The organism is Cocleimonas sp. KMM 6892, from assembly GCF_035798195.1.
Taxonomy (GTDB): domain Bacteria; phylum Pseudomonadota; class Gammaproteobacteria; order Thiotrichales; family Thiotrichaceae; genus Cocleimonas; species Cocleimonas flava.
The window spans coordinates 48,054-61,904 of the sequence record NZ_JAPFBV010000006.1 but is presented as its reverse complement, the minus strand read 5'-3'; the positions used below and the strand labels follow the sequence as shown (position 1 = coordinate 61,904).

Below are 13,851 nucleotides of genomic sequence, written 5' to 3'. Positions count from 1 at the left end.
ATCAATCACCTTCAAATGAAAACAAATCCTGACCAAGCATCCCTGGAGTTACCAGTACGATACCTTCATCAGACACATGGTATTTTTTACGATCAGCCTCAAGGTCTTCACCAATTACAGTGCCATCAGGTATCACACAGGCTTTGTCGATAATCGCTTTGCTAATGCGACAATTCTTGCCGATGCGAACCTTGGGTAAAATCACACTGTCTTTCACATGCGAATAACTTTCAATGGTTGTTCCTGATGAAATCACAGATCGTTTGACGCGCGCGCCAGAAATAATACAGCCACCAGAAACCAATGAATCTATTGCCTCGCCACGACGCCCCTCGTCATCAAAAATAAATTTTGCGGGTGGGCTTTGTGTTTGATAAGTCCATATTGGCCATTCCTGATCATACAAGTTCAACTCTGGCTCTATATCGCATAACTCCATATTGGTTTGCCAATAGGATTGCAGCGTTCCAACATCTCTCCAGTAAGAAGGCTCACCGGTTTCCTCGTCGGCAAAGGCATAGGCCATGGCAATTGAGTCTTTGATTTTTGCAGGAATAATATCTTTACCAAAATCATGAGTAGACGCAGGATTGCTGGCATCTTCTTTCAACGTTTCGTAAAGAAAACGGGTAGAGAAAATATATATACCCATGGAAGCCAGTGCAGAATCTGGTTTGCCCGGCATCGGTTCGGGGTTCTCTGGTTTTTCAGTAAAATTGGAAATTTGCATATCATCCTGAACCGCCATGACGCCGAAACACGACGCCTCTGCTCTGGGCACTTCGATACAACCCACGGTAAAATCAGCGCCTGATTGAACGTGCTGAAGTAACATTTTGGTGTAATCCATGGTGTAGATATGATCCCCACCTAACACAATCACATACTCAGCTCGGTGACTGCGCATGATATCGATATTTTGAAATAGAGCATCCGCAGTGCCTTTGTACCAGGCCTTCTCTGCTGTACGTTGTTGTGCAGGCAATAACTCGACAAACTCACCGATTTCTGCACGTAAAAAACTCCAACCACGTTGTAAATGCCTTAACAAGGAGTGCGATTTATATTGCGTTAATACGGTGATTTTTCGTAAACCCGAATTCACACAGTTTGAAAGTGCAAAATCGATAATGCGATATTTACCACAAATCGGCACTGCAGGTTTGGCGCGCCATTTGGTTAAATCCTTCAAACGCGAACCTTCTCCACCCGCAAGAATTAACACGAGTGTTTTACGTGTCATTTCTGTCGCAGTTCTTGGCACAAAGTTTTGATTTCGACTTTGAGTTAGCTTTGTTGAACCACTATCCATTTTGTTATCCCTTTATTCGCATGGCTGTTTAAAACAGTCATTAGTATGTAAAATGAAGCAATTACTATGCCAGTATTTTGTTATTAAACTTATTCTGTTCCTACACCAATAACATCACGGTAATAATTAATGAGTGTATTGGTTGATCCATCATGACTTCTAACTTCGTACGGTTGATCGATATCTTCGAGAATGGTTTTGGTCAGTTGCTTACCCAGTTCAACTCCCCACTGGTCAAAGGAATTGAGATTCCAGACTATGCCCTGTACAAATATCTTATGCTCATAAAGTGCTAAAAGCATTCCCAGAGTGCGTGGTGTTAATTTACGAATGAGTATGGTGTTAGTCGGGTGATTTCCTTCAAAAACCATGTGGTGGATCCGCTTTTCAATATCACCCAGATCAGCGTCACTTGCCTTGATATCGGCTAAGGTTTCATCAAAATTTCTGCCACGCATCAATGCCTCAGTTTGAGCCAGAGCATTCGCAAACATAATATTATGTTGGTCCTGATGGGTACTGTGCGTCAACATCGATACAATAAAATCCGATGGGATCATTTTCGTACCCTGATGAATCGACTGATAAAACGCATGCTGGCCGTTAATTCCCGACATCCCCCAAATTATGGGGCCGGTTGCATAATCAACCTTGCGACCATCTCTATCGACAGATTTACCATTACTTTCCATATCTGCCTGTTCCAGATACATGGTTAAGCTTCTTAAATAATGGTCATACGGAAAAATACCGTAGGATTCTGCTTCAAAGAAATTGTTGTACCAAATTCCAAGCATAGCCAGAATCACCGGCATGTTTTGTTCAAGTGGCGCTTCCCTAAAATGCTGATCCATCGAATGCGCGCCACTCAGCATCTTCTTAAACTTCTTCATACCAACTGCCAGAACCACGGATAAACCAATCGCTGACCAGAGCGAATAGCGTCCTCCGACCCAATCCCAAAACTCGAACATATTTTCTGGATCGATGCCAAATTTGATCACGCCCTCACGATTCGTAGAAACAGCGACAAAATGTTTGCTTATATGCGCCTCATCTACCGCCGACTGCAAAAACCATTCACGGGCAACGTGTGCATTGGTCAATGTTTCCTGTGTGGTGAACGTTTTCGAAGAAATCACAAACAACGTTGTTTCTGGGTTGAGTTTTTCTAGCGATTGATCAATGTGAGCGCCATCAACATTTGAAATAAAATTTACGCTCAAACGCTTATGGTGATAAGGGGTCAATGCCTCATAAACCATCTTCGGCCCCAGGTCTGAACCACCAATACCGACATTGACGATGTTAGTGATCTTTTTACCGGTGTAACCCTTCCAGCTTCCGTTCCTGACTTTTTCAGAGAAAGCTTCCATCTTATCAATGGTCGAATTGATCATTGGCATGATGTCTTCACCATCCACCATGATAGGCGTATTGGTTCGGTTGCGTAACGCCGTATGCAATACCGCCCGGCCTTCGGTATTGTTGATTTTTTCACCGCTGAACATGCGCTCTCGCCAACTTTCCAAATCTGCCTCTTTAGCAAGCTCACAGAGCAAAGGAATGGTTTCGTGTGAGATCCGGTTTTTTGAATAATCCAGAAATAAACCGTTATATTCGATGGAATATTTATTCACTCTTTGTGGATCTACGCTGAATAATCTGCGCATGTGAAGCTGACTTACCTGAGCAAAGTGTTTTTGCAATTTCTTGTAAGCTGGCAATGTAGTTAGAGACGGTTTTTCTTTGTTAGTATTAGCCATTATCATTTTACCAGTTATAAATAGTTACTCTAAAATCATAGTTGATTTATAAATCTGTAAATTTGACTCAATCGAGATCAACTTAAGAAAAATAGTATTCATAAATTCAGTGGTATTTATCTACCGATATTGAAATTCCGAAGTTTTACTAATCTGATACCTTAAAATTTAAATATCCAGAAAACTCACGCTTAGAAGAATATCCCTAACCCCTCTAAACAGAAATATCACCAATGAAGTAAATATAGAAATTGGTATGGATTAACCCTCTGCATAATTAACAATAACAGTGTTTCAAATTTACGCCTGTCATAAGTTGATACTGCCATGACGTTTCATAATATAGATACTGCATTTTGTATCGGCTTCATTGATCTCACTCGCATCTAGCTCAATAAGAACCGTTTAATTTTAAGAAAACATCATCAATTTCGATTTCGAATACCACTTACTTAGTTATAGACTAGTTTTCAAAAAATGCCCTGTAAGTAGGGGGGTGTGTTTAAATTTAAAATAAAAACGATTACTATCGGCTAATGCAACGACAAACATATTTTGGTTATTTATTCGGTATTTTGATATCGACGATATTGTTTTGTTCACACGCATCCGCAGAAACAGTGCTTTTACCTTCAGAGCAAGAAATCAATGTAGAAGAATACGGCTCAGCTAAAAGTCAAAAGCATGTCCTCTGGCTTACCTCGGAACGAGGCATCTCTGGCGAACTACAAAAAACGGTTCTAGAAATTAGCAAACAAAATGATCTGCACATTTTGATGCCCGACTGGCATGACAGCTACTTTTTAAGCCCTTCCCGATCTGCCTTGGAGAAAATTCCCGAAGAAGATTATAGGGACCTCATCAAATACTACGCAGACAAATTCGATACACTCTTTATCGTTGCCAGTGATAGAGCAGCAAGCCACACGCTAAAAGCGTTACATCAGCTACAAACAGAAAAAGCCATAAATACCCCCCATACAAACACCAGTAAAAATACAGGCACTATTGCGGGACTAATTCTCATCGCCCCCTATTTGCAAAAACAAACGCCTGACATAGGTAAAAGGGTTGAATATCTTGATATTGCAAAACACAGTAATCTGCCTTTGTATGTTTTTCAGGCGGAACGATCACCGCGTTACGTGCCATTACCGCAACTCATCAAAGCGCTTGAACAAGGTGGCAGTCAAGTATACACGCATGTCCTCAAAGGCATTACGGGTGGATTTCATGCCAGAAATAAAGAAGATCTAACTCCCATAGATTTAAAAGCAAAAGATGCTTTTCCGAAACAAATAAACAATGCACTAAGTATGCTGGCATTTGCTGAAGCAGCACCACTCAAACCCATTAAAGAATACACGGTCGTTAAAACCCAAAAGCGCTTGAACATGCTAAAAAAAGTAACACTTACTACTCCATCACTTGTATTAACCGACCTGAGTGGCAAGCCACACAATCTCACTGACTATCACGATAAAATCATTGTCGTCAGTTTCTGGGCTAGCTGGTGTCGTCCCTGTATCGAAGAGATGCCATCACTGGTAAAACTCAAAGAAAAATACAAACAGGATCTGGAAATACTCGCCGTCAACGTTCGCGAAGACACCGAGGTGATACAGGCATTTACCCAAACGATGGGAATCAACTTTCCTATTTTAAAAGACAGCGACTCGTCAGTAACAGAAGCCTGGAAAGTTTATGTCTATCCGAGTAATTTCATCGTCGATAAAACCGGAAAGCTCAGCTTCGCCGCAACGGGAGCAATGGATTGGCAAGAGCCTGAAATAGAGAGCGTAATAAATGGCTTAATTAAAATATCAGATAATTAGCACTGGCAAAGATTCCTTTAAGTTAAAGAATAATTAATCATTGAATACACCCCCCTACTTGGGAGGCTTTTTTTAGAACGTGGATAAACCACAAACACACAAAGCCAATCCAAAAACAAACTCTTGATTTGGCTTTTTCGACTTTTTATTCTATAAACTCTAGGTAAGGAATAAAAGAGCCACCAATTGAAACGTTTCTTAATTACTTTCGTTCTCCCTATGTGTTTGCTGTTTCACAGCAATCTTAACGCTGATGCTGCCGAAAATAATAGAAACCTGGTTGGTCATGGTGGTCCGGTTAATACCGTAGCAATTAGCCCTGATGGCAAATCTGCACTTTCTGGCAGCCTCGATTATGCTGTAATGCTGTGGGATCTAGACGCATCCCTGAACGCATCCACAGACGCATCCACAGACGCATCAAAAGATGCTAAAAAAACCAAACCAAATAGCCAACACCACCGTTTTATTGCACACAAAGGCGCAGTAAGTGCGATTCAGTTTTTCCCATCAGGTGACAAAGCCATATCATCTGGCGATCATGGCAATGTGTACGTTTGGGACTTGAAAGAAAAGAAGGTCATCGCTCAGCTAGAAGGACATCTCGCCAAAGTCGTTTCCATCGATATCTCCAATGATGCCAAAGTTGCCGCAACTTCCAGCTGGGATGGTCATGTGATTTTATGGGATTTAGCGACTCATAAGCTGATCCATAAAATCCATGTGCAGAATCATCCTGTCAATGCTGTGTTGATTTCAGAGGATGCAAAAACACTTTATTCCGCAGGTTACGATGGCAAGATTCGCTCGTGGGATGCAACCACAGGAGATTTCATTAAAGTACTCCATTCTCACGGCTGGCCGATCAATATCATGCGTTGGTTACCGGAGCAAAAACAACTCATCTTTGGCACTACCAATGGCGATGTTCAAATATTCGATCCTACCGCAGAAAAAATCGTCAAGGTGTTGATTCCGCATGAAAAACCTGTCCTTGGCTTAGCCGTATCTAAACAGCATAATTTGATTGCCAGCGGTGGAAATGACGGAATAATTCGGGTCTGGGATATTACTAATTGGGAGTTAAAAGGACAAACCATAACCATCCTGGGTCCTGTCTGGGCATTGGCATTTAATCATGATGGTAAATCGCTCTATTATGGTTCACTCGATGACGAAGTGAAATATTGGAAAATCACCGATAAAGACGATGAAAACCTATGGATAGACCACAAGCCCAGACGCTTTCAGGTTAAAACAGGTTTGCCATTGGGAGAATTACAATTCGCACGCAAGTGCAGTGTCTGTCACACCTTGAATGAAGATGATGCAAATCGTGCTGGACCTACATTGCATAATGTATTTGGGCGTAAGGCAGGTAGTCTTGCAGGGTACAATTACTCGGACAGTTTGAAGGATTCCCCCATTATATGGGATGAAAAAACCATCGATGAATTATTTGTGGAAGGGCCAGCGAAAGTGGTACCTGGTACTAAAATGCCACTGCAAAAAGTAGCGGATGATAAACAAAGAAAAGCGTTAATTGCTTTTTTAAAGAAAGCGACACAATAACAACAGAGTAATTAGTTAGCAGTTAGCAGGTTTTTACGATTTCTTATTTGCGAATTCTTATTTACGATCTCTTATAACGACTTGAAGACTAAAGTCTTTGCCATCACGACTGCATCTTCACGGCCATTATCCGCAGGGTAATAACCTTTTCTTAAACCAATTTCATTATAACCTTCGCTTTGGTAAAGATTGATTCCCGCTTTATTCGAGGGCCTGACTTCTAAAAATACAGTTTCTGCGTCGTGCTTTTCAGCGATAGCTTCAGCTTCTGCAAGTAACTTTCTTCCCCACCCTTTTCCCTGTAATTCTGGGTAAACGCAGATATTCAAGATATGCGCTTCTTTGACCACCGCGGAAATTACGACATGTCCGTTGAGCTGTTTACCCTGTTGAAACACCCAGCAAGAATATGCCTTATTATCGATACAGTCTTTAAAGTTACCCAGAGTCCATGGGTATGGATAAGAGGCAAGTTCACCCTCCATAACCTCTGTTAAATCCTCATGTTGCATGGGGCGAAGGTATTGAAGTTGAGTGGGTTGAGTAGATTGTTTCATTCCGTAATCAAACTCATTTTAATCAATCAAACTGATTGCCAGCTTCAAGTCTTCCCAGGCTTTACGCTTATCCGAGGGTTTACTCAATAAGTAACTTGGGTAGTAAGTAACGACAATGTGTATATTTGTTTCTGGCAAGGTAAACGGTTTGCCCCTTAAACGTGCTAAAGGCTCATCGCTATGTAATATATTCTGCGCTGCCAACTGCCCGACAATGACTATGATTTCTGGCTGCACTTGCTTGATACATTCTTGAAGAATGACGTTCAGTTCTGCTTTCGAGACTTTAGCATCAGTTTCATTCTGCTGTGAATTTCGTAATACGTTGACTAAATAGGCATCGTTTCTCGGGTTTGGAATTCCTACTGCTCGCAGCATGTTTTCCATCAACACACCTTCTTCTTTATTATACGGCTGCCCGTGTTCGTGCTCTATAAACTCGGGATTTTGCCCAATAATCATCCACTTAGCGTCTAAACTTCCTTCTGCGTAAACAGTATGTTCGACGGTTTTATTGAAAACATTGGGGAGATTTGTTGGTGCTTGCTTAGAGGCTGTTGGCTCAGACTCAAGTGTTTCAGTGATCTGTCTTATGGTTTCACTGGCCGCCTGTGATGCCTCACTAGTTCTAGCTCTCGCGGTTCTGCTTTTGTCTTCTTTTTGCTCCAGATCTTGCAGAATATTTTCTATGGCATTTGAGCCACTAGAAGAATTATCCGCAGTACGTTCTGCAGACTGACTAGGTACTGCATTGCTTGATGCTGAGCTAGTTGATGCTGATCGCCCTTCATCAATCACCAATGCTTCATCAATGACTAGCTCACGGGAAACCCAAACAGGGATTCCCATGGCATTTAGATAGTTTAATTGTGCAGGACTAGTCATAGATTATGTGTGACATTATTTATAATGCTGTCTGTTAAGCAATGTCTGTTAAACACTGTGCTGAGGGTGAGCTCGGCTTTCGTCACTTGCTAACTTGTTCAGCGCATCAAGGTAAGAATAAGCAGACGCTATGACTATATCAGGATCAGACCCATTTCCATAAAACTGGCGCCCTGCTTTCTCAATGCGTACTGTCACTTCACCCTGTGCATCGGTTCCGCTAGTGATGCTATTGACAGAATACAGTTCAAGTGTGCCATGGTCTTCAACAATGGTTTTAATTGCAGAGAATACCGCATCAACTGACCCACCGCCTTCTGCTTCGCCAGCGACTTCTTTACCATCAATATTTAACACGACTTTAGCTCTTGGTGTTTCACCTGTTTCAGAGCAGACAAAAGAAGAGACTAGATGGTAACGAGTATGTTCCAAAGCAGCCTGTGATTCAGATGCAATTGCAATTAAATCTTCATCAAAAATTTCATGTTTGCGATCTGCAACATCCTTAAAGCGCGAAAATGCAGCATTCAAAGCTTCTTCATTATCAAGAATGATACCGATCTCTTCTAAACGCGATTTCAAAGCGTTGCGACCTGAGTGTTTACCCAAGACGATTTTATTGTCTGACCAGCCTACATCCTGTGCACGCATGATTTCATAGGTTTCTCTTGATTTAAGAACGCCATCCTGATGAATGCCAGACTCATGTGCAAAAGCATTCTTACCGACAATGGCTTTATTCGGTTGAACAGGAAAACCTGTAACAGAAGACACTAAGCGTGATGCCGGAACGATAAAGGAAGTATCGATATTAGTATGACAATCGAATACATCATGACGGGTACGAATAGCCATTACGATTTCTTCTAAAGACGCATTCCCTGCTCTCTCGCCCAAACCATTGATAGTACATTCAACCTGACGCGCACCATTTAACACCGAAGACAAAGAATTACTTACTGCCAAACCTAAATCATTATGACAATGAACTGAAATAACAGCTTTATCAGCATTAGGGACTGCTTCGATTAAACGACGAATCAAATCACCAAATTGATGCGGAATATTATATCCAACAGTATCAGGGATGTTGATGGTAGTTGCGCCTGCATCGATGGCGGCTTCTACAACACGGCATAAAAAATCGAACTCTGTTCTGCCCGCATCTTCTGCTGAAAACTCAACGTTATCTGTGTATTGGCGCGCTTTTTTAACGGCACGAATAGCTTGCGCGAGTACATCATCCGGCTGCATACGAAGCTTTTCTTTCATATGTATCGGTGATGTCGCAATAAAGGTATGAATACGACCCGAGTTAGCTGGCTTTAGCGCTTCGCCAGCGCGTTCGATATCTGCATCCAACGATCTAGCCAGACCACAGACAGTACTGTCTTTTACAGCAGTAGCCACGGCTTTTACTGACTCAAAATCACCGGGACTGGCAATCGGGAAACCCGCTTCGATAACATCTACACGCATTTGTTCCAGCATTTTGCCTATACGCACCTTTTCTTCCAACGTCATGGAAGCCCCTGGGCTTTGCTCGCCATCGCGCAAAGTTGTATCAAAAACGATCAAACGATCGTTAGAATTAGTATTAGTTGTCATTGGTATTTACTCCATTCTCTGGGCGCGAATAATAGCCAATTATAGGTCTAAAGAAGGCTTCAGAGAAAGTTTACAAAAAAATAAATGGAAGTTGCGTTTAGCCTCGCAAAGGCAATTATCAGCTGCCCAAAGGCAGAAGGAGTAACAAACTGAGCAGTAGAAGTGAAACAAGCGTTGCTAACACGATCAAATCCGAAGATTGATTTTTTGTAATTGCCTTGGCTTTTGACGCAATAATGTTATTGGTCTTGGCAAAATGAACTCTATTATGTCGTTGCTTCATGTTTCGAATATAATTTCATTTCTTAATTTATTCAAGCAAATCACATTTAATGATGTGCTTTTACGCATCATCACCCGTTTTTTTACTTTGTGTTTCAGATAAACGCTTCAATGCTTTCCTTCTGGTTTGTAACCAGTTGAAAGGTCCAGATAAGGCATAGATAAAAAACACAAAAAACAGCACTATTGGAGGTGCAACCTGCACTAAAGCAAAGATCAAAATAATGACTAATATCGCCAGATGCGGCACTTTACTTTTCAAGTCAAAGTCTTTGAAACTATTGTATTTAACATTACTTACCATCAATAATCCTGCGAAGATGGTTATCAGCAATGCCGGAATCTGAAGTGCTTTACCTTCAAATTCCAAATCGTGAAGCATCCATACCATTCCTACAACAATCGCTGCAGATGCTGGACTTGGTAAACCGATGAAATGTCTTTTATCGACTTCATGTATTTGAGAATTAAAACGAGCCAATCTTAATGCCGCACAAGCCACATAGATAAACGCAGCCATCCAGCCTAGTTTGCCCCACGATACACTCGTGTCTCGCATGAAAATTAATGACCATTGATAGATGACCAATGCAGGTGCCAAACCAAATGAAACCAGATCTGATAGGCTATCGTATTGCTCACCGAATTCGGAAGAAGTATTGGTCCAGCGTGCAACTCTGCCGTCCAGTCCGTCTAGGATCATGGCCACAAAAACAGCGATACAGGCTTTTTCGAATTGACCATTCATCGCAGCTAGAATGGCAAAGAATCCGCTGAATAAAGCCGCTGTAGTGACCAAATTAGGTAAGAGATAAATACCTTTACGAGGAGATGGTTTGGTTGTTTCATTCATGGACGCATTCTTACATAGTTTTAGAGAGTGTCACAGAAATCTTACAAATTTTAGGCGAAAAAAAACGGGCACTAGGCCCGTTGAATGTGATCGCTCAAGCGATTTCTTGTTGTTAGCGTCGTCTATAATACCGAGGTTTAGCTGTCTAAAAGCTGAACCACATAATTTATTTATGATTTTTTATTCATTCTAATCTAAATAATAAGGTGAGACTTTTGCAAACCACTTGTAAAAAAGCATAAGTAACCGCATTTTAAGAAAAACCACAATGAGCAAGTAATCATTTACCAATAAATTTAACGGCGTATTAAATTCTTATGAATAATGAAGTACAAACAAAAAAACCAGAAACAAATATGGAACCACTGCAAAAGCAGGTTCGTATTGTAGGCAACCTTCTTGGTGAGGTTTTGAAAGAACAAGAAGGTGAAGCGATTTTTGATACGGTTGAATACTTAAGAACAGGTTATATCAGCTTGCGTCATAAAGATGATCCGCAAAAACGTTTGGATCTCATGGCATATATCGAAACACTTGACGAACACACACTGAAACAAGTGACCCGTGCTTTCAATACCTTTTATGTACTTTCCAATATTGTTGAAGAAGATTATTTGCACCGCGAACGGCGTAACCTCTATAAACAAGACGATCGAAAACTCTGGCAAGGCTCATTCCTGAGAACGGTCGATGAAATTGCAGAATCTGGAATCTCTGCAGAAGATATGCAAAGAATTATCGATGAGTTACGTTACACCCCGGTTTTTACGGCCCACCCTACTGAAGCGCGCCGAAGAACGATGATGACATTACAGCGTCGTATCTTTCTTATAATTGATCAACTGAATAGAGACGAACTCACTTCAGAAGAAAGAGGCTCACTGCAAAACCAGCTCAAATCGCAAATTCAATTATTATGGCGCACTAAAGAAGTCAGGTTAAACAAACCAACGGTAGAAGATGAAGTGCGCTACGGGCTGTTTTATTTTCAGGCAAGCCTGTTTGAAGCAATACCCATGGTTTATCGTTATTTTGAACGAGCAACGCGTAAAGTGTATGGCTCTGGAAAAATTAACATACCCAGCCTATTAAAATTCGGTTCCTGGATTGGTGGTGATAGAGATGGCAACCCTTTTGTAACCCCTGCCGTCACTCGAAATGCCATTCGCCTGCATATGCAAGAAGCACTCAATGAATATCATTGTCGTATTGTGAAACTGCGTAGTATTTTATCTCACGATATAGAATACATAACACCAAGTGCAGAATTTATAACTTCACTGAAAGCGGATGAAGCAGAACTAAAAGAATTTATTTCTAAACGAAAAACCGAGCTGTTTGAAAATGAGCCCTATAGACAGAAACTTGACTATATGGCGCATAGGTTAAATGCAAACTTTCTCATCGTAAGAAGTTATATCAGTGGAGAAAAAGCTGATATGTCCTCTGGCGCGTTAAAAGGCGCCTACAAAGAAGTTACTGAGTTTCTCAATGAGCTCTATTTAATACGCGACTCACTAATCAGTCACAACGATCAGTATATTGCTAACAGAGAACTTAAAGATTTAATCCGCTTAGTAGAAACCTGTGGTTTCACCTTGTATAAATTAGATCTTCGACAAGAATCAACCGTGCATACACGAACGGTTACCGAAGTGCTTAAGCAATTTACCCCAGATCAGGATTACGAGACATTATCTGAAACACAACGCGTTGAAACTCTGGCAAATTTAATATCGCGGGTTAATTTACCAAAACCCAATCCGGAATCACTATCTGCAGAATCTATCGAGGCATTAGAATTATTTGATACGATGGAGGAAATGCGCGCCGAAACAGGCGATAGCATTTTTGGTACGTATGTCATTTCAATGACGCATACCGCCAGCCATGTTTTAGAAGTGATGTTCCTGGCGAGACTGGCAGGCATCGTTGGCACAGATGCCGATGGCAAACCATTCTGTAATATTCAAATCTCCCCCCTATTTGAAACTATTGAAGATTTACGTCACATCAGTGAAGTACTCACCAATCTATTCGAAAACCCGGTGTATATGGAATTACTTAAAGCGTCGGGGAATTTACAGGAAGTCATGCTGGGCTATTCAGATTCCTGTAAAGACGGAGGCATCCTCGCGTCGCAATGGAATTTATACAATGCCCAGAAACAGGTTATCGCACTAACAGATTCCTATGGCGTTAAATGCCGTATGTTCCATGGTCGTGGAGGGACTGTAGGACGTGGCGGCGGTCCAACGCATGAAGCGATAATTTCGCAACCGCCTGATACCGTTCATGGTCAAATCAAATTCACCGAGCAAGGTGAAGTCTTATCAAACAAATACAGTAATACCGAAACCGCAGTGTATGAATTGGGTGTGGGAATCACAGGGCTGTTAAAAGCGAGTCAATCTATCGTCAAAAAGCATGGGAAATATGCAGATAATTATCTTCAGGCAATGGCAGATATCGCCATTTCAGGAGAGGAAAGTTATCGAGACTTGACGGATAACACCGAAGGTTTTCAGGATTATTTCTACGAAAATACGCCCGTTACCGAAATTGGGCAGATGAATATCGGATCACGCCCTTCACACCGTAAAACAGATCGCTCCAAATCATCTATTCGCGCTATTCCCTGGGTATTTGGCTGGTCCCTATCACGACACACGCTACCTGCCTGGTATGGTATTGGAACAGCCCTCGAAACATTCCGTAAAGAACATGGCGAGTTATTGTTAAGAGAAATGTACCAGAAATGGCCATTCTTCAAAGCGTTGTTGAGTAATGTGCAAATGTCTTTATTCAAAGCGCAAATGGATATCGCCAAGGAATATTCAAACCTGTGGAAAGACAAGAAACGCTCAGCCTTTATCTACGACAAAATAGCCGCTGAATATCACCTAACCGTTAGAGAATTATTATCCGTTGCACAGATCGATAATCTTCTTCAAGAAACACCATTGTTGCAATATTCACTGGAACGTCGCGAACCTTATCTTGATCCATTAAACCATATCCAGATAACGGTACTAGGAAGACACCGGGAATTTATCAGCAAGTCCGATGAAGAATCACCCTGGATTGATGAGCTATTGCTAACAATTAATGCCATTGCGGCGGGTATGCGTAATACAGGATAAAGTATTACAGTATGAATAGTTCTGAAAAAAACGCCTGT

The 13,851-nt window shown here is 41.4% G+C and carries 9 protein-coding genes; 3 read left to right on the top strand and 6 right to left on the bottom strand.

Annotated features, from left to right (window positions below; all coding sequences use genetic code 11):
• Nucleotide 1: 1 nt before the first annotated feature.
• Together glgC and pgi are read right to left on the bottom strand one after the other, a co-directional pair.
• On the bottom strand, nucleotides 2–1,312 hold the full coding sequence (gene glgC / locus OO007_RS16030) for a glucose-1-phosphate adenylyltransferase (protein ID WP_131906651.1): 1,311 nt from the start codon (nucleotides 1,310–1,312) through the stop codon (nucleotides 2–4).
• Between the two features lie 89 nt (nucleotides 1,313–1,401).
• Nucleotides 1,402–3,078, bottom strand: a complete 1,677-nt coding sequence (pgi, locus tag OO007_RS16025) for a glucose-6-phosphate isomerase (protein WP_325809546.1) — start codon at nucleotides 3,076–3,078, stop codon at nucleotides 1,402–1,404.
• Between the two features lie 536 nt (nucleotides 3,079–3,614).
• On the opposite strand from pgi, the gene OO007_RS16020 reads away from it, so the two are divergent.
• Nucleotides 3,615–4,913: a TlpA family protein disulfide reductase gene (locus OO007_RS16020; protein WP_325809545.1), complete on the top strand. Its 1,299-nt coding sequence runs from the start codon at nucleotides 3,615–3,617 to the stop codon at nucleotides 4,911–4,913.
• 186 nt (nucleotides 4,914–5,099) lie between these two features.
• Nucleotides 5,100–6,485, top strand: coding sequence for a c-type cytochrome (locus tag OO007_RS16015; RefSeq protein ID WP_325809544.1), 1,386 nt, complete (start codon nucleotides 5,100–5,102; stop codon nucleotides 6,483–6,485).
• Between the two features lie 71 nt (nucleotides 6,486–6,556).
• Here the strand turns inward: OO007_RS16015 and rimI are convergent, their stop codons facing one another.
• The 4 genes from rimI to pssA all read right to left on the bottom strand — a co-directional run bounded on the left by rimI (nucleotide 6,557) and on the right by pssA (nucleotide 10,670).
• On the bottom strand, nucleotides 6,557–7,042 hold the full coding sequence (gene rimI / locus OO007_RS16010; RefSeq protein ID WP_325809543.1) for a ribosomal protein S18-alanine N-acetyltransferase: 486 nt from the start codon (nucleotides 7,040–7,042) through the stop codon (nucleotides 6,557–6,559).
• 18 nt (nucleotides 7,043–7,060) lie between these two features.
• Nucleotides 7,061–7,927 (bottom strand): uracil-DNA glycosylase, encoded by an 867-nt coding sequence (locus OO007_RS16005; protein WP_325809542.1) that lies wholly within the window; start codon nucleotides 7,925–7,927, stop codon nucleotides 7,061–7,063.
• 48 nt (nucleotides 7,928–7,975) lie between these two features.
• Complete coding sequence (locus tag OO007_RS16000) at nucleotides 7,976–9,535, bottom strand: 2-isopropylmalate synthase (protein ID WP_325809541.1); 1,560 nt, start codon at nucleotides 9,533–9,535, stop codon at nucleotides 7,976–7,978.
• A 343-nt stretch (nucleotides 9,536–9,878) separates the two neighbouring features.
• Nucleotides 9,879–10,670, bottom strand: coding sequence for a CDP-diacylglycerol--serine O-phosphatidyltransferase (gene pssA, locus OO007_RS15995; protein ID WP_325809540.1), 792 nt, complete (start codon nucleotides 10,668–10,670; stop codon nucleotides 9,879–9,881).
• Nucleotides 10,671–10,987: 317 nt separating this feature from the next.
• Here pssA and ppc point away from each other — a divergent pair, with 317 nt between their 5' ends.
• Nucleotides 10,988–13,813 (top strand): phosphoenolpyruvate carboxylase, encoded by a 2,826-nt coding sequence (gene ppc / locus OO007_RS15990; protein ID WP_325809539.1) that lies wholly within the window; start codon nucleotides 10,988–10,990, stop codon nucleotides 13,811–13,813.
• The last annotated feature ends 38 nt before the right edge of the window (nucleotides 13,814–13,851 follow it).